This window comes from Pseudomonas sp. MYb193, assembly GCF_002966775.1.
In the GTDB taxonomy this organism is placed as follows: Bacteria; Pseudomonadota; Gammaproteobacteria; order Pseudomonadales; family Pseudomonadaceae; genus Aquipseudomonas; species Aquipseudomonas paracarnis.
Genome location: NZ_CP023269.1, coordinates 2,357,375 through 2,379,379, shown reverse-complemented (window position 1 = coordinate 2,379,379; position 22,005 = coordinate 2,357,375). Strand labels below are relative to the sequence as shown.

Below are 22,005 nucleotides of genomic sequence, written 5' to 3'. Positions count from 1 at the left end.
ATAACTGTATATGAATACAGTATTTTGAAACCCTTCATGGACGAGGCTTACTATGAAAAGCACCCCTTCGAAATTTGGCAAAACACCCCATCAACCCAGCCTGTGGACCCGCGCCGATGCGCTCAAAGTCCATGCGGACGACCCCACCACCACCCAGCCGCTGGTCAGTGCGAACTTCCCGGTATTGAGTGACGAGGTTTTTATCTGGGACACCATGCCGCTGCGTGATATCGACGGCAACATCACCTCCGTTGACGGGTGGTCGGTGATCTTCACCCTCACTGCGGATCGCCACCCGAACGACCCGCAATACCTCGATCAGAATGGTAACTACGACGTCATCCGCGACTGGAACGATCGCCATGGCCGGGCAAAGATGTACTACTGGTTCTCCCGCACCGGCAAAGACTGGAAACTCGGCGGCCGGGTAATGGCTGAAGGGGTTTCACCCACCGTGCGCGAATGGGCTGGCACACCGATCCTGCTGAACGAACAAGGCGAAGTGGACCTGTACTACACCGCCGTCACGCCCGGCGCGACCATCGTCAAGGTGCGTGGCCGCGTGGTGACCACCGAGCACGGCGTCAGCCTGGTGGGCTTCGAGAAGGTCAAGCCGCTGTTCGAGGCGGACGGCAAGATGTACCAGACCGAAGCGCAAAACGCCTTCTGGGGCTTTCGCGATCCATGGCCATTCCGCGACCCGAAAGACGGCAAGCTGTACATGCTGTTCGAAGGCAACGTGGCCGGCGAGCGCGGTTCGCACAAGGTCGGTAAAGCCGAAATCGGCGACGTGCCACCCGGCTATGAAGAGGTCGGCAACTCGCGCTTCCAGACCGCCTGCGTCGGGATCGCCGTGGCCCGCGACGAAGACGGTGACGACTGGGAAATGCTGCCACCGCTGCTGACCGCGGTCGGCGTCAACGACCAGACCGAACGCCCGCACTTTGTGTTCCAGGACGGCAAGTACTACCTGTTCACCATCAGCCACACCTTCACCTACGCCGACGGTGTAACCGGCCCGGACGGGGTATACGGCTTCGTCGCCGATTCGCTGTTCGGCCCGTATGTGCCGTTGAACGGCTCTGGCCTGGTACTGGGCAACCCGTCCTCCCAACCGTTTCAGACCTACTCGCACTGCGTCATGCCCAACGGCCTGGTGACCTCCTTCATCGACAGCGTACCGACCGACGACACCGGCACGCAGATCCGTATCGGCGGCACCGAGGCACCGACGGTGGGCATCAAGATCAAAGGGCAGCAAACGTTCGTGGTCGCCGAGTATGACTACGGCTACATCCCGCCGATGCTCGACGTTACGCTCAAGTAAACGGAGGCTGTAAGACAACGGGTTTGAATTCGATGACAAACCCGTAGTGGATAGCATCGAGATATCCCGTCTGATGCAACTTACCCCACCTCACTGGCTACAAGGATGTAGCCAGTGAGGTGGGGTGTGCGCCGCACCTGTGGCGAGGGAGCTTGCTCCCGTAGCGGTTCGACAGCAGACGCTGATCTCACTGACACGCCGCGATCCAAATGTTGGGAGTACAGGTAGATACGCCTAGGCTGACAGGCCGTCACGGGAGCAAGCTCCCTCGCCACAGGTTCAGCGTCACATCACCGTTGCTTGGAGATTCAGGAAATATAAATCCCCGCCCCATTCAACTGAGTCATATTCACGCCAACCAACGTCACAGAATTGTCCCCGAAGGACAGCAGCGCGTTGTCCTCGAACATCGAGACATGGGAGCGATAATCGTATTGCTGTCCCAAGTCAGGAATACCCATGAACACCAGCTTATCGCTGGCCTGGTACCCCTCGACCCGGTCATTACCAAAGAGGCCGTTGAACAGGAAGGTATTGCTGCCACCGCCCGACACAATCAGGTCATTGCCCGCCCCGCCAACGGCGTGACCCACAATAAGCCAGGTCAGCGCCTGGCGGGTGATGTGTCCACGGCCTTTGCGCTGCTGCTCAAGGCCACCCAGGACGTGCGTCCGCAAGCCGCCACCAGCATCGTATTGACCTGCACGATTTCCATCACCAGCCATTGGCTGAGCAAACGCCTGCCGGACATCACCTCTTGTGTCGGCGGCGCAGTTGCGCGGAGGATCGACCCGAGTTCCGAAGTGCGCAACCTCGACCATGGCGATGCTGATCTGGCGATTCGCTACAGCCCTCGCAAGCATGCACTGAGCCATTCGGCGCTGTTGCAGCACTTCATCAACGGTTTGCTGCGCACCGCAGGGCAGCCGCCGGCATCCTCCGTCAGGTGTTTTTTTTCAGTTGCGCGAGGTAACGCTCCACTTCCCCCGATAACCAATGGGAGAACTCGCGTTGTTTATCTTCCGAACTTTCCCTGGGTGGCCACACCAGCCAATAGGGGTACGCGTACGGTGCACTGACGTCACACAGCTGGATCAGTTCGCCCCGCTCGATAGCGTCATGCACCAGGCTGCGCCGCTCCAGCGCGATGCCTTGCCCCAGGCGAACGGCTTCCAGCACCAGGTTGGAGTCATTGCTGCATAAACCCTTGCGCTCGCTGCCCATCTCGACACCTGCAGCCTCGCACCAGGGCAACCAGGACTCAGTGTTGTAGATGATGGTGCTGTCGACCACCTCCTGCGGTGTCTGCGGCAGGCGCCCGCCATTGAAATTTGGGGCGGCAACCACAACGACTTCATCATGAAACAACAGCTTTTGCTCGACGCCCTCCCAATCCCCCTTGCCCATGCGGATGCCGATATCCACTGACTCCTGATGCAGATTGGAGATGGTCAAGCTGGCTTGCAGACGAATGCCGATATCAGGGTAAAGCTGCTGAAAACCCGGCAGTCGCGGTAACAGCCAGGACCGGCCGAACGACGGCAGAACCGCTACCACCAACTCCCCCATCTTGGGCTGTGCCTGGATCAATCGGGTGGCCTCGGCGATGTCGCCCAGCGCTTTGCGGATCTGCAACGCATACAGGCGCCCATCCTCGCTGACTCGCAAGCCGCGCCCTTCGCGCACGAATAGCGTCAACCCCACAATTTCCTCCAGCACCTTGATCTGCTGGCTGATAGCAGAATGCGTGACGTGCAACTCCTTGGCAGCCAGGGTGACGCTCCCCAATCTGGAAGTGGCTTCGAAACTGCGCAGGCAGGTCAATGGAGGAAATGCACTCATGTAAGCTCAGCTAACCTGTTCTGGTAAAAATTATCGATATTTTGAGGGCTTTACCAACGTTAAAGTAACCTCAAATTAACAATCTCTGCCAGCCACGGGCGTCTTTCCGTTCCACCGTCACCTCGAGAACAGCGGAGCGTCTTCAATGAAAACCACCCTCATGGAACAAGGCCTCCGGACAGCCCGCCTCAACCAGGCCCCGCAGGTATTACTGACGAAAATAGACCAGGGGCGCCATGCCCTGAAATGGCTGGTGACCAAGGATCAACTACTCTCCTTCTGGCTGGAGCAGCAGGCCTATGTGATCGCGCTGAAGGGCCGCCATTGGATGACGTCCCAAGGCATTGATGTCTGCCTGAAACAAGGGACTTTCACCTGCCTTGCGCCGGGCCTGATCCTGCTGGAAGGCGAAGGGGAAATTGCGCTGTACCTGGCCGACCACAAGGCCACCCCCCGCGCCTGGGGGTTGCTGCTCAACCTGTACAAGTACCTCAAGCATCCCCACTGCACGTTGAAAATTACCCTGACGTAAATGGAGGTTTCATGAAACTGGTCGGCATGCTGGACTCGCCTTACGTGCGCCGCGTAGCAATTTCCCTGGATCTTTACGGCGTCGACTTTGAGCATCAGCCACTTTCGGTATTCAGCACCTACGAACAATTTGCCAGCATCAACCCGGTGGTAAAAGCGCCCAGCCTGGTGCTGGACGATTCAACCGTACTGATGGACTCAAGCCTGATTCTCGATTACTTCGAAGCGTTGGCCCCGACTGATAGAAAGCTGTTGCCACAGCAAGCCAGCGCGCGCGCCCAAGACCTACAGTTGATTGGCCTCGCCCTTGCTGCCTGTGAGAAAACCGTACAGATCGTGTATGAACATAACCTGCGCCCCGCAGAAAAACTCCACGAGCCCTGGCTCGACCGAGTAACCGGCCAGTTGCTGGCCGCCTACTCAGCCTTGGAAAAACGCCTGGCCCATGCGCCGGATGCAGGCTTGACCCAAGGTGCCATCAGCGCAGCAGTGGCCTGGTCGTTCAGCCAGTTCACAGTGGCCTCAGTGGTTAACGCCGAGGCCTTCCCGCACCTGCAGCGCCATGCTGGGAGGCTCGAGAAACACCCGGCCTTCAAGCGATACCCCATCGCATAAGCCCCCTGCAACGTACCACGAGCCGGCACCTGCCGGCTCTTTGCGCTGCGCTCACATGAACGGCCTCTATGTACACCGTCTTTTCCTCACCCACCGCCAATGGCTATAAAATCCTGCTGATGCTGGAGGCCCTGGCGGTCAGTTATGACATTTGCCACATCCATCTCGCCGGCGATGAACAACACCTTCCCGCGTATATGCAGGTGATCCCGCACGCCAAAATCTCGGTGCTGCTGGACAACGACAACCAGCAAGTGGTGGTGGAGTCTGCCACGGTGCTTCTATATCTGGCGGAAAAACACACACGTTTTGGCGGCACATCGCCCGTCCAACGCTGGCAAGTGATGCAGTGGCTGATCTGGCAAGTCAGCACATTGATCGCAAAGCCCCGCGCCGCAATCGGTAGCAGCGTCGCAGAGCCCGATAACCGCTTGGGTTGTAGCCGATTTCCGTCAGCCCCAGCACGGCCCACCGTAGCTTGCGTCTCGATTTCCTCCAGGTGATTGTTGAGCTCTTTACGCGCTTCTAGACTCCGCCGCCGTGGGGCAAGTCCCTTTCCCCTCATGATTCCCACAGGCGGCACGGCGCAGATTTTTTTGCCGCCGCCACTCGCAAGGAGAATTTCCTGGGCGGCGCTGAACTGAACTCAAAGCCACGACCGCCAAGGGCCGTGTGGTCAACTGCTCGACGGTCAATAACCCGAATTACTGCATCCTTTCCATCACCATGGATCAGGACAGGAAGGTTGTCGGGTTTGAGGCCGATGCAGGCGAACCGCTGCTGCCCAGTGGTTGCCAGTCAGTCAAATTTGGGCCGCCTTAGCCCTCTAGGTTGATGCTGGCGAACAAAAAGCGAAGCCTACCAACGTCATTTTCACCAATAAAGGATCGTTTTCGACAATGAAACCCGTCATCGTCGCCATCGCCCTACCGCTCTTTGCAGGCTGCGTCACGCCGAAATATTGGGAAGCTACCGGCGGCAACCCGTCCGATGGGCTGGTCCAACTCTCCTACGTACATACGCCATTCGAGCTCGGCCAAATCCGGGAATCCCAAGGTTTGGCGATCGCCACGGGGCGCTGCCAGTTTTGGGACTACGCACGCGCAGAACGCGAAGGTGCGGAGAAATCCGTGTGCCGAACGATGGGGCAATTTCATTGCCTGGAAACCACCGTGACTCAGGATTATCGGTGCCAAATGTGACATCCACCCAAAGCGCAACGAGGCAGTTTGGAAAACCGAATCAAAGGTGCAATGCGGGCGTGGACTCGCGAACGCCATGGACAGAAGGAACCCGGACACGCAGCGCAATCAGCAACGCAGCCAGCAGCATCAGCATCGCTGCCGCTATGAATACGCCCGCGCTGCCACCGAGGCTGAACACTGCTCCGCCAGCGGCGGCGCCCGTGGCGATGGCGGACTGCACAGATGCCACCACCATGCCCCCGGCGCTTTCCGCCTGATCAGGTACCGCGCTGGCGACCCAGTTCGACCACGCCACCGGCACACCGCCGAAGGCCAAGCCCCATATTGCCAGCAGTACTGCCTGCACCGGCAACGAGGGTGGCAACAGCACCAACGCCAGTGCTGCAACCCCGACCAGCGCAGGCATTAACACCAGAGTGGCCAGCGGGTGGTGCTCCAGCAGCCTGCCAGCCAACAGCGTGCCGAAGAAGTTCGCCACACCGAACCCCAGCAACATCAGCGACAGCCCTTGCGGGCCGATGCCGGTAGTGCCTTCCAGGAATGGCCGAACATAGGTGAACATCGCAAAGTGACCGCTATGCACCAGCACACAACCGAACATCCCCATGGCGATGCCCGGGCGCTGCAACACTTCGAAAACGGTGCGCAGACGTGCCGGCCGGCGCGGCGCGAGGCGCGGCAAAGTCAATGACTGAAAAGCCAGGGTCACCATGCCTACCGCCGCTGCTGCAAAGAACGCACTGCGCCAGCCGTATAGCCCACCCAGATAGCTGCCCAGCGGCACGGCAACAACCGTCCCGATAGCAATCCCGCTGAAAATGATCGAAAGCGCCCGAGGCAACAAAGCACTCGGCACCAAGCGCATCGCCACGGCCGCAGCCATGCTCCAGAACCCGCCTAGGGCAATCCCCAGCAAGATGCGCATCAACAACAGCACCGCGAAGCTGGAGGAAACGGCGACCAGAAGATTGGAGGCAACCATCAGCGTGGAAAACCCCAGCAACACCCAACGTCGGTCGATGCCGCGGGTCAGGCCTGGCACCAACAAACCGGCGAACAGCGCTACCACTGCTGTCACCGTTACCGCCTGGCCAGCCAGTGCTTCGGACACTCCCAGATCAGTCGCCATCAGTGTTAACAAACTGGCCGGAAGGTACTCAGCGGTCAGTAATCCGAACACCCCCATTGCCAGCGAGAAGACCGCCATCCACGCGGGGGCCGCAGGCTCTGCCTCCGAGAAGGCGCCGGGATGGCGGTTGGATACGGCATTACATATACAGTCAGTCATTGCATGGATCTCCAGTCTTCATTTCAAGCCGCAGTCTAGGCGCCGGAAACTGGATGATCTATGATCAAAAACCTCTACTTTTTGACTAAAACACCTGAACAATGTCTGCAGATCAGTTTGCTCTTTCCTCGGATCTCATCAACGAGCTGTTGCGCGGTATGCGCCTGCGTGGCGTCGAATACCGGCGTATACAAACGAGTCCGACTTTCGGTTTGGGTTTCGCTGAAAAACCTGGGCATGCCTGGTTCCATTTCATGGCGGTCGGCAATGCGGTACTGCGAATGGCGGACGGCACCACCTACACGCTGTCTGCCGGCAATGCCGTGTTCATCTCCCATGGCGCGGCCCATCAACTGTATTCCCATGCGGACGTACCCGTTCAGGACATCGACGGTCTAGACAGCGTCCCCCTCGGTGACACCGTGAGCGCGGTGCACACCGCAACCGATGCCAGCCCAACGCCGAGCACTATTTTGTTCAGTGGTTGCATGGAGTTTGAACTGGGCAGTATCCATGGCCTTGGCAAACTGATGCCGGGCCTGATGTTGATTGATGCCGGCGGCCAGCGCTACCCTGGACTGGTGCCTATCCTGACCACCATGGAACGCGAGGTCAGCGCCGCACGTGTGGGCTTCGCCGGTATCCTCGCGCGGTTGGCCGACGTGGTGGCCGCCATGGTCGTTCGCGGCTGGGTGGAGTGCGCTTGCGGTAATGCCTCTGGCCTGGTCGCCGCCTTGCGCGATCCACGCTTGGCCGGTGCGCTGCTAGCGCTCCATCAACAACCGGGCCGCGACTGGACCGTTGCCCAGTTGGCAGAGCAATGCAATACCTCACGCTCAGCCTTCGCGGATCGCTTCCAGGTGACGATTGGCATGACGCCGCTGCGCTATGTCACTGAACTGCGAATGCGGCTCGCAAGCCAGTGGCTGACCCTCGAAAGGCTGCCGATCGAAGAGGTAGCACAGCGATTGGGCTATACATCCCAGGCCGCTTTCAGCCGCGCATTCAAACGCATTACGGGCAAGACACCGGGATTAAGTCGCAAGGTGAGGCAGCCCGTTGTTACTTGACGCTGAGCGCATGTAGTCGAGGATCTGTGCCTCTGAATCATTTAACGCCCGTTACGTCGAGTAATGGGTCACGGCAGTGCAACAACGGCTAAAGGACTGTCAAGTATGACAGTAGACGCCTGCGACGACTCATCTGAGAATGAACGCCACGCGGCAAGAATTCCAGCCTCTGATCCTGGGCCTGCACGTTTGCCGCCAGCACTCGATGAGGGGCTCAGTCATGGAGATCACTGAATGCCGCGCCGCAGACAACGTCATCTTGACACTAAAGCAGCCGATGAACGCGCGACGCACACGCCTGCTGTGCGGGTATCTGCGCCAGATCAATCCGCCGGCCGAGTATTTGATCCTGGTCGAGGAATGGACGGCGCAAGCCCATTACGTGCAGTTCAACCAGATTACAAGGTGCGCGCGCATGACCAAAAAATTACGGCCACGCCTTGCCTGAGCATCCGCTCATGAACATGCGTTCACGTAGCATCAGCGTAACGCTAGCGATCGGCTTGTTCACCGCCATGGGGGTGGTGTAGGCAGAGCGCGGCCTCATTGAGCCGTCGCAGATACAAGAACTTTTATTGTATGGAGCAATCCTGCCCCCTTTACGAGCGCAGCGCCTCACCAATTTCTTCAATAGCAAAACCAACGTCATGCCCCGCACGAATCAACTCCGCAAACCGCAGCATCACTGAAGAGCCGACATCGTGGGACAGCGCCAAGGTCATCAGTTCGCGTATCGGTTCATCAAGCGCTGCTTCGACGCTGGGAGAACACGCCTGCCCTGTGAGCCAGGCAACAAGGGACGAGACCCTATGGCCAGGGGTATCTTCATCAACACCCAAAATCTCGCCTAACACCATTCCCAGTGTGCCTGCAGGATGTTGTTCCGGGCGGCTCCAAGTCTTGAGTTCAATTGACTCTCGCTGCACCTTTTCCAAGTTCCGCCGAATCTTTCCAGGAATGGTCGCCGCCGCTTTGGGGCGATTGTAGTACTCGCGGTTAGCTAAACTTGCGGCATCCCTGACAACCTTCCAGGCCACCGACCACAGCTGTGAAACACTGTAGGTATGCAAAGCTGCGCGCATAGTACTTTTAATTTCTGCCAGCTCTTGTTCCGACAGATCATGGTTATAGAGTTCGCACTGAGCGTCCAGATAGCGCATGACATCAGCGACTGCGTAATCAAGCCACAGGTTGAACAGCCCGTCAGCATCGGTATACACCCTATCCGACAGGTTACGAATGACCTCGTCCGCACGCCTTGATGCGACATCTGGCGCCAAACGATAGACAACCTGGTCCCTCAACACCCAAATCTCATCGCCCTCCCAATAGTAGGTGCCCGGGCTTGCTTTACTGGGGTCATCAAGGACGAGCCCAGCCTCACGCAATTGCAGCATGAAGTCATCGACATATCGAGGCGCCAGCCCTCGACAATCACCCGGTCTGAAGCCGCCACTGGTCAACCTCGGGGTAACAGCCCTGTCCAACGCCAGCAGAAGCACCACCTGATTATCCGGGACCGCTGAGTAGTCCACCGTACGAGTTAACTGCTTGCGTACGTATTCGGCCAACTGCCGTTCAAGCTCTGCGGCTTTGGTCTTTTTAGCCTCAAGCGCAATGGCGTCATGGTCGTTCTGACAAAGCGTACAAAGCTTCGTGGACCGTTGAGGGACCTTTTTGGCCTCTGAGCGATTTTTGATTTCGATCAATTCCGCACACTTGGGGCAGACCTGATTATCATCGAATGCATTGCAACGTTGCCGTACGAAGCTGGCGAGTGTAACGCCTGGAGCCATTTCAATAACGTCCGTCAGAGCGCTCACTTTTTCAAGGTACTGCCCTGACTCATCGACAGCCCAGTACCGCTCGATCAACTCAATTTCTTTAGGGTCTTCGGTCAACATTTGCAGCTTGATTGCCATCTAAGCAGTCCTGTTTCGCGTGTGATTATTTCGCACCCAGTCATCGCTGACTTATGGGCGTTCATAGGTGAGAGCTGTTGCGGCGAGCTTCTCGACCTTGTTCGGTTTTTTCTTTATTTGACGTTCTTCCAACAGAGTTCTGGGCAATACAAACCCTTCAAAACTGCGCTGTGTAATCGGGTTATTAGCCTTCTCCGCTCCAATCCGATAACGCATCAACCCATCGGCGACTGAAAAGGTCAGGTCCACACTGGTGTCGGTACGGCCATTTAGGTGCCCGCGACTCAACAGCCGGAACAACGACCACGGCCCGCGGTAGCTCAGGCTGGCGGTGTTGCCGGTGCTATGCACCAGAGTCAGTTGACTGCCATTGCTGTTGCCCAGGCTGTTGGGCCACACCAGACCGGTGCGCTGTGGCGCGCCGTGCTGGTAGGGGATCAGTTGGCCGTCGACGCTGAGCATGCTGCTCAGGCGAGTGGCACTCAGGGCCAGGGGTTCGATGGTGAGTTGCACGGCCAGATGGCCGCGGTGGTTGAAGAAGGTGTCGCGGATGCGCTCGGCCTTTTTCAGTTGCTCCAGCACGTCGCTGCGTACCAGGTAGCCGCCGAGGCTGTCGGAGTACAGGGCGTCGAGGTTGTCCTTGAGGAACACGTTCAGGTATTGGATCAGCATGGTTTGGGAGAATAAACTTCACACTTTCTTGCAGCAGTGACACGACGGTCATATAAGCAGCGCGGATCCCCGGCATTTCTTTCCTGACCGTGAGGGTCGACTGCTTGAATTGCTCCAGTGCATGCGCGGAATAGTGCAACGATTTAACCGACTCCATCACCCCTCCTTCACCTGATCAAACCAAAGTAGAAAGAAACAACTGTCGCCCACTTCCTACAAATAGAAAGTTAATGAACACAACACATGATTAAACCGCCCCGCAGGCGCAGAAAATTAACTATTGCCTGCAGTCAGCATGCGCTCAGAACTTCATCACACCATAGCGCAAAAAGACCATGCAACTTGTTCCAAGTTCGCAGTATTACGTGACTTCCCACAAATAAAAGCGAAATCAACGAAGCCACGCAAAGCCCTAGCTAGAGCTGTTTCGGAAAAGACTTACGAAACCAGAGAAAAATCTCACACAAAATTCAAGGATCGGTCCTACTTGCTACTTATATTGCATTCCGGCAAGTATTGTTCTCACATTGAGATGCAAAATTCGCCACGGGCTAGAAACTCACCCAAAGCAAGAAAAATCAGTCAACACGGCTACTTTCTACCGAACCGTTCATCATGGACGATATAATGTGAACCACGCCCATCCGCTCTGTACTCATTACTTGCAGTTAGCCAAGTGCGCTATCTCGTCCGATGACTTTATGGGAAGTGACCTACGGTATTGTCCAGAGTTTGAAGAACTCGAAAGCGAAGTGGGGCGCGAAGCCACATTTCATGAGACAGCGCAGACAGACTGGAAGCTGGTTCGCGAACGCAGCGAAACATTCCTTGAAACGCAGTCCAAAGACCTGCGCGTCGTAGCATGGCTGGCGTGGAGCCTGTTTCAGTGCGAATCCTATAAAGGCCTGCAAGCTGGCCTCGCCATGCTTCGCTATCTCATCAGCGACCATTGGGACGAGATCCACCCGCAGAAGCCGCGCACGCGGGCAGCGGCCGTCAGTTGGTTGTGCTTGCGCTTGGAGCAAATCCAATTTGAGCAGGTCGCCATCGCCGGGCAGCTTGCGCTTTTTCGCCAATTGATCGACGACCTACACGCCATTGAGGGCTCGCTATCTCATCACTTGGGCGAAGGGGCACCTCTGTTACTTCCGCTATGTCGTCGCCTGGACGAGTTGCTTACACGGGCCAGTCAAGGGCATCCAGAGCCCGGCACCCTGGGTGCCGCGTTCGCCCAGGTGAAGCACGTCGCGGAACAATTGATCACGCCTGGGGCACCGGTGGACAATGAAAAAACCGCCCATAAAACCCTTCGCACGCTTCAGGATCAGACCCGGCCACTGTGCCTGTACTGGCTCAAACAAAAATCCAGCGACATTCGAGCTTTACGCTTGGGCCGAACGCTACTCTGGCTGCCTATCGATACCCTGCCAGAACACAACGCCGAGAAGGTCACGGCACTGCGTGGCGTTCCCATCGACAAGTTGGCCGACTTTCAGGAGCGTTTTGCCCAACGGCAATACGCCGACCTGATGACTGAGCTGGAAGCCTGTACGGCCCGCTCTCCCTTCTGGCTGGATGGGCAACGCTTAACCTGGGAATGCCTTCAGGCCTTGCAGGCAGAACACGCCATGCGCGAAGTGGAAATCCAGCTGGCCCTGTTCCTGCAGCGCGTTCCCGGCTTGGAGGAATTACAGTTTCACGACGGCACCCCGTTCGCCGATCCGCAAACCCGATTGTGGATCCGCGCATCCGTCCTTCCCCACTTGAAAGCCAATGAGCCGCCGCCTGACCTTCACCCCAAAAATGGTGATGACACGACTGCACCGTGGGAGCAAAGCTTGCAGGACACCCTCCCCACCCTGCAGGCATCAGGCCTGAAAGCTGCCGTTCAGCACTTCAAAAAAGACATGCGCATGGCCGGGAATCGTCGCGAACACTTCCTCTGGCAACTGACACTCGCCCGCCTGAGCTTCCATGCCAAGAAATACGAACTGGCCAGGGTCCAGCTTAATGCCCTGGACACGTTGCTGCACAACAGCGGCCTGAATGATTGGGAGCCGGACCTCGTACTGGACGTACTCAATCTTTTGCATACCTGCTGCGAGCTGCTGCCGCAGAACCACGAAGTGCGCGAGCACAAAGAAGAAATTCACCGAAGGCTGTGCCACCTCGATGTTGAAGTGGTGCTCGACTAACCCCTCGGATCAACCCCGCGATGGAGAATGGACATGGCCAAAGAAGGCTCAGTTGCCCCCAAGGAACGTATCAACGTCACCTACAAACCTGCAACCGGAGGCGCGCAAGAACAGACCGAACTGCCGCTCAAGCTGATGGTGTTGGGTGACTTTACCCAGCGTCAGGACGAGCGCCGGATTGAGGACCGCAAACCCATCAGCATCGACAAGAACACCTTTGACGATGTGCTCGCCAAACAGGAAATACAACTGACCCTGGCGGTGCCCAACCGGCTTCAAGAGGATGCGGGCGACGACGAATTGGCCGTCCAGCTGAACATCCAGTCGTTGAAGGATTTTCATCCCGACCAACTGGTTGAACAGGTTCCTGAACTCAAGAAATTGATGGAGCTGCGCGATGCCCTGGTCTCGCTGAAAGGCCCCCTGGGCAATGCACCGGCATTCCGCAAAGCCATTGAGAGCGTGTTGGACGACGGCGATAGCCGTGAACGCGTACTCAAAGAATTGGGCCTAGCCGCCCGCCCTACTACGGACGCCTGATCCCCCGACAAGGAAGAGAGTACTCATGAGCACTCAAGCCGCCAAAGCCCAACAACACAGCACCGCCGACGTCGGCATCCTGGATCGCATCATTGCCGAAACCAGGCTGACACCGGATGACGATGCCTACCTGATTGCCAAGCGGGGCGTTTCAGCCTTTATCGAAGAACTGTTGAAACCGCAGAACAGTGGCGAGCCAGTCAAGAAAGCCATGGTCGACCGCATGATTGCGCAAATTGACGCCCGGCTCAGCGAGCAGATGGATGAGATCCTGCATCACCCGGACTTTCAATCGGCCGAATCAGCGTGGCGTGGGTTGCGGCTGTTGGTGGATCGCACCGACTTTCGCGAAAACATCAAGCTGGAAATCCTCAGCACGTCCAAACAGGACCTGCTCGACGATTTCGAAGACAGCCCCGAGCTGGTTCAGTCGGGTCTCTACAAGCACATCTACAGCGCGGAGTACGGGCAGTTCGGCGGTGAGCCCGTGGCAGCATTGATTGCCAACTACTATTTCGACCCCAGCGCACCTGATATCAAAACGCTGCAGTACGTTTCCGGTGTCGCCTGCATGGCGCATGCGCCATTCATTGCAGCCGCCGGCCCCAAGTTCTTCGGCCTGGAAAGCTTTACCGGCTTGCCGGACATCAAGGACCTGAAAGACCACTTCACCGGCCCGCAGTTTGCCAAATGGCAGAGTTTTCGCGAGGAGGATAACGCTCGCTACACGGCATTGACCGCGCCGCGTTTCCTCCTTCGTCAGCCCTACGATATGGAAGACAACCCCATCAAGCGTTTTGGGTACGCCGAGAACGTCGCACATAGCCACGAGTACTATCTGTGGGGCAACACAGCCTACGCGTTTGGTACGCGGCTGACCGACAGCTTTGCCAAGTTTCGCTGGTGCCCAAACATCATTGGCCCGCAAAGCGGCGGCGCGGTGGAAGACCTTCCCCTCCACCACTTCCAGAGCATGGGCGAGATTGAAACCAAGATTCCAACGGAGGTCCTGGTTTCCGATCGCCGCGAGTATGAACTGGCTGAAGAGGGTTTCATCGCACTGACCATGCGCAAGGGCAGTGACAACGCGGCGTTCTTCTCTGCCAACTCGGTTCAGAAACCGAAGAACTTTGGCAACAGCGACGAAGGTAAGGCGGCGGAGCTGAACTACAAGCTCGGCACTCAACTGCCCTACCTGTTCATCATCAACCGCTTGGCGCACTACATCAAAGTGCTGCAGCGCGAACAGCTCGGCTCGTGGAAGGAACGTACGGACCTGGAAACAGAGCTCAACAAGTGGATCCGCCAGTACGTCGCCGACCAGGAAAACCCCAGCGCCGAAGTGCGCGGCCGCCGCCCTTTGCGCGCTGCCGAGATCAGCGTCAGCGATGTGCAGGGTGAGCCGGGCTGGTATCGGGTCAGCCTGAATGTACGTCCGCACTTCAAGTACATGGGTGCCGACTTCACCCTATCGCTGGTCGGCAAGCTGGACAAGGAATAGGAGCACCACCATGTCGAGATACGGCAGCCTGTTTGAGCGGTTGAACAGCAGCGGAGCGCAGGCTCCCCGCCAGTCTCACGAGGCCGATCTCACGGCCTCGGTGGCCGGGCACCTGGCGAAAATGCTCAGTACCCGCGCAGGCAGCGTGCAAACCCTGCCTGACTACGGGCTGCCGGATCTCAACGACATGCGCCTGAGCCTGCATGACGCATTGAGCCAATCACGTCAGGCAATCGAACGCTTTATCGAACGCTATGAACCGCGGTTGAGCAAGGTTCAGGTGACCTCTTTACCCCGCGACCACCACCATTTGTCGTTGAGCTTTCGCATCTACGGCCTATTGGAGGTTGAAGGCGACAAACGTCCTGTTCAATTTGCTGCGAACCTGGATGGCAGTGGCCAGGTCACCCTACGCTGAGGAACTACTGATGTCTGCAAAACCTGCGGCCCGCAAGGGCGACCCAACCGCCGATGGCGACAGCAATCTGATTGATAGCGGCTCTCCCGATGTTCTGTTCGACGGTCTGCCGGCAGCGCGCGAAGGCGATACGACCGAGTGCGGCAGTGAGCTGTGCGATCAGCTGAGTTTGACAGTGCTGATCAATGGAAAAGCAGCGGTCATGGTGGACAGTGAAGGCAGTGCTGGAAATGTCGTGATGAGTGGGTCCAGGACCGTACTAATCGGAGATTCACCCTCCAAAGAGAATTCACACACGTCGCTGATCAATCTTCTTGCGAGTCCACCTACCCAAAAGCAACACGACAAACTCACCGAATATTTAGACTCCTTAATGTCACCCAAACCATCACCAAAACCTTGCCAGTGTAGCGGCACCGAAGTCACACAAATTTATGGTTACGACAGTATTCCAAGCTATTCAGGAGATATCCCCTCTCCATTCCCCTTGATGCCCTATGTTCCAGAAGCACACGAAGCCTTCAAGATCTACTTTCCCGCTAGCGAAATTCGCAGTTGGGTGCGTTCAGCCGCTGAGTACCACGGCATCCCACACGTTTTATTGGCTGTGATTATTCAACAAGAAAACTGGCCCAAAGCAGGTACTCTTCTGAAGATTGCCCAATTCGTCGAGCGCACCCTGACGACAATCTCTGCGATTACAGATGAGTTGATATTTGACCTATTCCCAGACAGGGTTTCCGCCAGCTCAAGTGGTTTGGCAAACATGAGCAGAGCAACGCTTAGAAATGCCGTGAAATATATAGAATTCAATTACAACAAGCCTCCCATGCCACCTGAAGTTCAGTACCGAATATTTGATTACAACCAAGATACCCGAATCCCTGGTGACGATTGGAAAGCTGATCTCTACTACTGCGCAGCGCACTTGCGAGAGTTGATTGATCGAGTCACTGGGCAGCTATGCCATAACGCAAAGGTCGACAAGGTACAACTTAGGGACATTATTTCCGCCTACAACGGGTCTGGCAAAGATGCAAGAAAATATGGGCGCGACGCTATCGCACTTCTAGAACGAGCAGACAAAGGCACGGACTATCTATATTTTTATGAAAAATAAAATCACAACCAAACGCATTTTTTATGCTTTCACGCTCTATGCAATATCAATGCTCATTACATTCACTAATCTATTCTCTAATACATTCATTCTCTTAACGGACCGAAGCAATTTCATCCCCGCCGAATCATCGATCCTATTTTTTGACCCCTACATCATTGACCAAGGCTCATCCAACAACTGGATATACGGAAAAGACAAAAAAAATTACTACTATTTTTCACACGACGACGACATACCTTACATCTATGTTTCAAAATCGAATACGTGCCCATACTTTGATAAAAATAATTATGAAACTTGGTGTAGCACTGTGAAAGGCCGACCAAATTAATCCCAACTTACAACTTGATTGCCCTACGACTTAGAACGGCAGGAAGTACAGATGTCACTCAACCACCACTACCAAAGTGAACTCACCGCCCTGCGCCAACTCGGCAAACGCTTTGCCGAGCGCAACCCGGCGTTGGCGCCGTTCCTGGCAGAAAGTGGACGTGACCCCGATGTCGAACGGGTGCTCGAAGGCGTCGCCTTCCTGACCGGCCGCTTGCGGCAAAAGCTGGATGACGAGCTGCCGGAACTGACGCATTCGCTGATGCATTTGCTGTGGCCCAACTACATGCGCCCGCTGCCCGCGTTCGGCATGCTGCAGTTTGAACCATTGACCCGCACCGGCCCGGCACAGTTGGTGCCGCGCCATACGCCGGTGCAGTCCACGCCGTTGCAGGGTGTGCAGTGCCGCTTCCAGACGGCCTTTGACACCGACGTTTTGCCGCTTGCGCTGAGCGGATTGGATTACACCATCACCAGTGACGGCGCGGTTCTGTCGCTGCGGTTGACACTGTGCGCCGACGGTCATCTGGGTGAGTTGAACCTTGAACGCTTACGCCTGCATTTGACGGGTGAACGCTACATCAGCCAACAGCTTTATCTGAGCCTACTGCAACAGTTGGACAGCGTGCAGTTGCGACTGTTGAGCGCAACAGGACAACCACTCGAAGACAGCAATGGCAATACCTACAACAGCATCCTGGAGCGTGAGCACGTGAAGCCGGTTGGCTTTGCCGAGAACGAGGCTCTGGTGCCCTACCCGCTCAACACATTCCGGGGATATCGGCACCTGCAGGAGTATTTCGCCTTCCCCGAGAAGTTTCTGTTTATCGACCTGGAAGGGCTGGATGTTCTGGCGACGCACCCAAAGGACGTGATCGAGCAGGCCCAGGGTCTAGAGCTGCGTTTTACCCTGCGTGGCGCCGGCACCCAGCGGATACAGCCTACCGTGGACAACATCCGGTTGTACTGCACACCGATCGTAAACCTGTTCAGCGACGATGCCGCACCGATCCGGCTTGATGGCAAACAGGACCGTTACCGGGTACTCCCCGGTACGCAGGATCCTGAGCATTTCGGTGTATTTTCGGTCGACAAAGTGATTGGCTGGAAGCCCGGCAACGCAGGGTACACCGAATATGCGTTGTTTGAGTCCTTCGAGCACGATGCCAGTTTCGAAGGTCCGGGAGCCAGGCCTCATTACAGCGTACGCCAGGAGCCGTCGATGGCAGCTGGCCGTCTGGACACCTATCTCAGTTTCGGCCAGCGCGATGCCAGCCAGAGCGAGACGATTTCGGTCGAGTTGACCTGCACCAACCAGAACCTCCCCAGCCAGTTAGGCGACGGCACCATCTGCTTGCCGTGTGTAGGAACGCCCTCTTCGCTGAGCTTTCGCAACATTGGCCTGATCACCCCCTGCTATGCCCCACCGCTGCACCGTGACTTCCTCTGGAAGCTGATCAGCAACATGTCGCTCAACTATTTGTCCTTGGCCAACGTCGAGGCCCTCAAGGTCATTCTCGAAACGTATGACTTGCCACGTTACTACGACAAGTACGCCGAGAAGATCAGCCGCCAACTGATGAGCAGCCTGATCGAGATCCGCCACCAGCACACCGATCGCCTCTACCGCGGCCTGCCCATACGTGGCGTGCGTACCCACCTGACCGTTGACACAAGTGGCTACCGCAGCGAGGGGGAACTGTACCTGTTCGCCTCGGTACTTAATGAGTTCTTCGCGCTGTACGCCAGCCTGAACTCCTTCCATCAACTGCACGTACACAGCAAGCAAGGAGAGGACTACGTATGGACGCCACGCATGGGGCAACAGCCTCTGCTCTAACGCCCTTGAGCCATGCGATCCGCGAGTACAGCCTGTTCCAGGGCGTACAGCAGGTGCTGACTCAACTCGCCAAAGCGGCCCCGGGCCTGAGCGATGAGGCACTGTACGAGCGCCTAGAATTTCAGGCCAATGCCAGCATGGGTTTCCCCGGCCGGGACATCGATCAGGTGCAGTTTTTTACCGAGAAAGGCGTCTCACGTGCCCGGCTGCGGATCAACCTGGTCAGCCTGCTCGGGGCGGGATCGCCGCTGCCATCCTTTTACAGTGAACAGGCGCTGGCCGACAGTGACGGTGGCCGCTGCACCCGTGATTTCATCAACCTGATCAACCATCGCTTGCAGTGCCTGCTGCTGCCTATCTGGCAGAAGTACCGCTATCACGCCCGGTTCCGCGCCGGCGCGCGTGATCCGCTGTCGGAACAGCTGTTTGCCTTGATTGGGCTCGGTGGGCAGCGCATCCGCCAAACCTCGGAATTGAACTGGAAACGCCTGCTTCCCTACCTAGGGCTGCTCAGCCTGCGTGCCCATTCCGCCGCGCTCATCGAGTCGGTACTGCGCTACTACTTCAAGCATGCCGACCTGTTCATCGAGCAGTGCCTGGTGCGACAGGTCGCCATTCCCCTGGATCAACAAAACGCATTGGGAAGAGCCAACCATCAACTGAACGAGACAGCTGTGCTGGGCGAGCAGACCGTCGACGGCGGCAGCCGATTCCGTGTGCACATCCGCCAACTGCGCTGGGACCAACTGCACGCCTACCTGCCGATCGGCGACGACTACCGCCCGTTGTGCGCCCTGGTGCGATTCACCTTACGGGACCCTTTGAGCTACGACATTCAGTTGCAGCTACGCCCCGACGAAATCCACGAACAACGCATTGGCGAAGACAACGAATGCCATCTGGGCTGGACCAGTTGGTTAGGCCATGAACACGCCGACGGCATCGTTTCATTGAATAGCGCACTAGAGGACAACTCCGATGATCAACGTTGATCTGCAGCATCTGGTCCAGGCATTGGATGCCGATTGCAAAGCTGAGCTGGAACGCAGTGCCGAACGCTGCATACGACGCGGAGGCCAGAAAGTTCTTATCGAGGACCTGCTGCTCGGGTTGTTGGAGCGCCCGCAAGGCATGCTCGTTCGCGCCCTGCAGGATGCTGCGATAGAGCCCGGTGAGTTGGAGCGGGTGCTGCATGCCACCAGCGGCCAGAGCGAATCCCGCAACCCGGTGTTTTCCACCGAACTGGTGCAATGGCTGCAAGATGCGCTGATGCTGGCGACGCTGGAGCTGCGCCAACCCTACATTGGTGAAGCGGCATTGCTGCTGGCCTTGCTACACAACCCTCAACGGTATGCCGGCAGCCAATACCAACCGCTCCTGGCGCGGTTGAATGCGACACGTCTTCGCGAGTACGCAGAGGCTACGGCCCCCGCTCTGACGCCCGACGCCTCCGGTACTTCTGCCGCCGCCGACTCCGCACTGCAACGTTTTACCCACGATCTCACCCAACAAGCAGTTGAGGGCAAGCTGGACCCGGTCTTGTGCCGGGATGACGAGATTCGGCAGATGATCGACATCCTCTCGCGCCGCCGCAAGAACAACCCCATCGTGGTCGGCGAAGCAGGCGTGGGCAAGACCGCCATCGTCGAAGGGCTGGCGTTGCGCATTGCAGCCAAAGAAGTCCCTGAGGCTCTCAGGCACATGCGCCTGTTAACGCTGGACCTGGGGTTGTTGCAGGCCGGGGCAAGCATCAAGGGCGAGTTTGAGCGGCGCCTTCAAGGGGTCATTGAGGAGGTGAAGAATGCTACCAAGCCAATCATTCTCTTCATTGACGAAGCCCATACCCTGATCGGCGCCGGCGCCCAGGCTGGCAGCTCTGATGCAGCCAACCTGCTCAAACCTGCGCTCGCACGCGGAGAATTGCGCACCATCGCCGCGACCACCTGGAGTGAGTACAAGAAGTACTTTGAAAAAGACCCCGCCCTGGCACGGCGCTTTCAACCCGTTCAGCTACATGAACCAACCGTCCAGCAGGCGGTAACGATTCTGCGTGGGCTTGCGCCGTTCTATGAGCAGAGCCACGGCGTCTACCTGCGCGATGACGCGGTCGTGGCCGCCGCTGAACTGTCGGCACGTTACCTGTCCGGCCGGCAGTTGCCCGATAAGGCGGTCGATGTCCTCGACACGGCCTGCGCCCGCGTACGCATCAGCCTCGCCGCAGCCCCCTCACTGCTTGAGCGCCTGCGCAATGAACTGGCCGAAGGTGAACGCCAACGTGAAGCGTTGCAGCGCGACCATGACGCCGGGCTGATAACCGACCCGCAAGTACTGGCCCAGCTGCATCAGCAGCTCGATGCCACGGCCACAGAAGTGACGGCCTTGGAAGCCGAATGGGTGACCCAGCGCGAGGCGGCAAAAAAGCTACTGGATCTGCGCCAGCAATGCGCCGCGCTGCGTCGCTCACCCGCCAACGAAGTACATTCATCATCGGCGCTGGAAGACCTTGAAGCACAACTGCTCGAAGCACAGTCGGCACTAGCAAACAGCCAGCGCTACAAACGCCTGGTCAGCCACGAGGTTTGCCCGCGCTTGGTGGCCGAGGTCATCAGCCACTGGACCGGCGTGCCCCTCTCCCATCTGGCGCGAGAGCACAACAGCGCCGTCGCCGAATTCGGCCACGCGTTGGGCCAGCGCGTGCTCGGCCAGCCGCAGGCGATCAGCGCACTGGATAGGGCGATGCGGGCCAATGCCGCCGGCCTCAATCGCAGCGACGCGCCGGTCGGCGTGTTTCTGCTGGTCGGCCCCAGTGGCGTGGGCAAAACGGAAACCGCCCTGGCCATGGCTGACCTGCTGTATGGCGGCGAGCGTTTCCTCACCACGATCAACATGGCCGAGTTTCAGGAAAAGCACACCGTATCGCGCCTGATCGGTTCACCGCCCGGTTATGTCGGCTATGGCGAGGGTGGCATGCTCACCGAAGCCGTGCGGCAAAAACCCTATTCGGTGTTGTTGCTGGATGAGGTCGAGAAAGCCGACCCCGAAGTGCTCAATCTGTTCTACCAAATCTTCGACAAGGGCGTGGCCAACGATGGCGAAGGGCGCGAGATCAACTTCCGCAATACCCTGATCCTGATGACCTCCAATCTGGCCAGCGAGCAGATCTCCGCCCGATGCGCCAGCGGTCAACCGCCCACCGCGCAAGACCTGGAACAGCTGATTCAACCGACCCTGGTTCGGCACTTCAAACCGGCGCTGCTGGCGCGCATGCGTGTCGTGCCGTACTACCCCATCGCGGGCGAGGTGCTGCACGCCCTGGTCGCACTGAAACTGCAACGCTTCGGTGAACGCCTGAAGTCGCGCAAGCTGCGTTTCAGCTTCAGCGACCACCTGATCGAGCACCTCGCACAGCAATGCACCGATGGCGCCAGCGGTGCCCGCCTGATCGATGCCCTGATTGATCAACACCTGCAACCTCAGATCGTGGACCGACTGCTCGCGGCAATGGCGGGTGGGCAGCCCGTGCAGCAGGTACACGCCAGCGTTGATGCCCAGGGAGCGGTAGCCTGTGAGTTCGCCTGAACCTGCA

19 protein-coding genes and 1 pseudogene are annotated in these 22,005 nt (G+C 57.7%); 15 read left to right on the top strand and 5 right to left on the bottom strand.

Going from position 1 to position 22,005, the window contains the following annotated elements; translation table 11 throughout:
- Positions 1–52 precede the first annotated feature (52 nt).
- Positions 53–1,327, top strand: a complete 1,275-nt coding sequence (locus tag CLM72_RS11200) for a glycoside hydrolase family 68 protein (RefSeq protein ID WP_057978089.1) — start codon at positions 53–55, stop codon at positions 1,325–1,327.
- 308 nt (positions 1,328–1,635) lie between these two features.
- Here CLM72_RS11200 and CLM72_RS29250 read toward each other — a convergent pair whose 3' ends face one another.
- Together CLM72_RS29250 and CLM72_RS11190 are read right to left on the bottom strand one after the other, a co-directional pair.
- A complete protein-coding gene (locus CLM72_RS29250) occupies positions 1,636–2,190 on the bottom strand; it encodes a hypothetical protein (protein WP_232914425.1) in 555 nt (184 codons plus the stop codon).
- A gap of 79 nt (positions 2,191–2,269) precedes the next feature.
- The gene (locus tag CLM72_RS11190; protein WP_105226466.1) at positions 2,270–3,169 is read right to left on the bottom strand and encodes a LysR substrate-binding domain-containing protein; all 900 of its coding nucleotides are present in this window, start codon (positions 3,167–3,169) and stop codon (positions 2,270–2,272) included.
- A gap of 145 nt (positions 3,170–3,314) precedes the next feature.
- On the opposite strand from CLM72_RS11190, the gene CLM72_RS11185 reads away from it, so the two are divergent.
- From CLM72_RS11185 to yecR, 4 genes are all read left to right on the top strand, one after another.
- Positions 3,315–3,701: a hypothetical protein gene (locus CLM72_RS11185; RefSeq protein ID WP_105226465.1), complete on the top strand. Its 387-nt coding sequence runs from the start codon at positions 3,315–3,317 to the stop codon at positions 3,699–3,701.
- An 11-nt stretch (positions 3,702–3,712) separates the two neighbouring features.
- Positions 3,713–4,315, top strand: coding sequence for a glutathione S-transferase (locus CLM72_RS11180; RefSeq protein ID WP_105226464.1), 603 nt, complete (start codon positions 3,713–3,715; stop codon positions 4,313–4,315).
- A 68-nt stretch (positions 4,316–4,383) separates the two neighbouring features.
- Positions 4,384–4,818 carry a glutathione S-transferase family protein gene (locus CLM72_RS11175; protein ID WP_105226463.1) on the top strand — a complete coding sequence of 145 codons (435 nt, stop codon included), beginning with the start codon at positions 4,384–4,386 and terminating at the stop codon, positions 4,816–4,818.
- Positions 4,819–5,214: 396 nt separating this feature from the next.
- The gene (gene yecR / locus CLM72_RS11165; RefSeq protein WP_089042627.1) at positions 5,215–5,517 is read left to right on the top strand and encodes a YecR family lipoprotein; all 303 of its coding nucleotides are present in this window, start codon (positions 5,215–5,217) and stop codon (positions 5,515–5,517) included.
- A 40-nt stretch (positions 5,518–5,557) separates the two neighbouring features.
- On the opposite strand, the gene CLM72_RS11160 is transcribed toward yecR, so the two are convergent.
- On the bottom strand, positions 5,558–6,808 hold the full coding sequence (locus CLM72_RS11160; protein ID WP_105226462.1) for an MFS transporter: 1,251 nt from the start codon (positions 6,806–6,808) through the stop codon (positions 5,558–5,560).
- 101 nt (positions 6,809–6,909) lie between these two features.
- Here CLM72_RS11160 and CLM72_RS11155 point away from each other — a divergent pair, with 101 nt between their 5' ends.
- Both CLM72_RS11155 and CLM72_RS11150 read left to right on the top strand, forming a co-directional pair.
- Positions 6,910–7,878: an AraC family transcriptional regulator gene (locus CLM72_RS11155; protein WP_105226461.1), complete on the top strand. Its 969-nt coding sequence runs from the start codon at positions 6,910–6,912 to the stop codon at positions 7,876–7,878.
- 220 nt (positions 7,879–8,098) lie between these two features.
- On the top strand, positions 8,099–8,326 hold the full coding sequence (locus CLM72_RS11150; protein ID WP_054895720.1) for a hypothetical protein: 228 nt from the start codon (positions 8,099–8,101) through the stop codon (positions 8,324–8,326).
- Positions 8,327–8,477: 151 nt separating this feature from the next.
- Here CLM72_RS11150 and CLM72_RS11145 read toward each other — a convergent pair whose 3' ends face one another.
- Both CLM72_RS11145 and CLM72_RS11140 read right to left on the bottom strand, forming a co-directional pair.
- Entirely contained in the window at positions 8,478–9,800 is a 1,323-nt protein-coding gene (locus CLM72_RS11145) for a hypothetical protein (protein ID WP_105226459.1), read from the bottom strand.
- Positions 9,801–9,851: 51 nt separating this feature from the next.
- Positions 9,852–10,463: pseudogene (locus tag CLM72_RS11140) on the bottom strand (type VI secretion IcmF C-terminal domain-containing protein); the annotation flags it as partial.
- Positions 10,464–11,101: 638 nt separating this feature from the next.
- Between CLM72_RS11140 and tssA the strand changes: the two are divergent.
- The 8 genes from tssA (at position 11,102) to tssH (ending at position 21,998) form a co-directional block, all read left to right on the top strand.
- Complete coding sequence (tssA, locus tag CLM72_RS11135) at positions 11,102–12,667, top strand: type VI secretion system protein TssA (RefSeq protein WP_105226458.1); 1,566 nt, start codon at positions 11,102–11,104, stop codon at positions 12,665–12,667.
- A gap of 33 nt (positions 12,668–12,700) precedes the next feature.
- On the top strand, positions 12,701–13,207 hold the full coding sequence (gene tssB, locus CLM72_RS11130) for a type VI secretion system contractile sheath small subunit (protein WP_105226457.1): 507 nt from the start codon (positions 12,701–12,703) through the stop codon (positions 13,205–13,207).
- Between the two features lie 25 nt (positions 13,208–13,232).
- Positions 13,233–14,708, top strand: a complete 1,476-nt coding sequence (gene tssC, locus CLM72_RS11125) for a type VI secretion system contractile sheath large subunit (protein WP_105226456.1) — start codon at positions 13,233–13,235, stop codon at positions 14,706–14,708.
- A 10-nt stretch (positions 14,709–14,718) separates the two neighbouring features.
- Positions 14,719–15,126, top strand: coding sequence for a type VI secretion system baseplate subunit TssE (tssE, locus tag CLM72_RS11120; RefSeq protein WP_105226455.1), 408 nt, complete (start codon positions 14,719–14,721; stop codon positions 15,124–15,126).
- A 10-nt stretch (positions 15,127–15,136) separates the two neighbouring features.
- Positions 15,137–16,246 (top strand): PAAR domain-containing protein, encoded by a 1,110-nt coding sequence (locus CLM72_RS29245; RefSeq protein ID WP_233098221.1) that lies wholly within the window; start codon positions 15,137–15,139, stop codon positions 16,244–16,246.
- Between the two features lie 385 nt (positions 16,247–16,631).
- The gene (tssF, locus tag CLM72_RS11100; RefSeq protein WP_105226453.1) at positions 16,632–18,419 is read left to right on the top strand and encodes a type VI secretion system baseplate subunit TssF; all 1,788 of its coding nucleotides are present in this window, start codon (positions 16,632–16,634) and stop codon (positions 18,417–18,419) included.
- Positions 18,383–19,411, top strand: coding sequence for a type VI secretion system baseplate subunit TssG (tssG, locus tag CLM72_RS11095; RefSeq protein WP_105226452.1), 1,029 nt, complete (start codon positions 18,383–18,385; stop codon positions 19,409–19,411). The genes tssF and tssG overlap by 37 nt, the downstream gene beginning before the upstream one ends.
- Positions 19,398–21,998, top strand: coding sequence for a type VI secretion system ATPase TssH (tssH, locus tag CLM72_RS11090; protein ID WP_105226451.1), 2,601 nt, complete (start codon positions 19,398–19,400; stop codon positions 21,996–21,998). Before tssG ends, tssH begins: the two co-directional genes overlap by 14 nt.
- Positions 21,999–22,005: the final 7 nt, after the last annotated feature.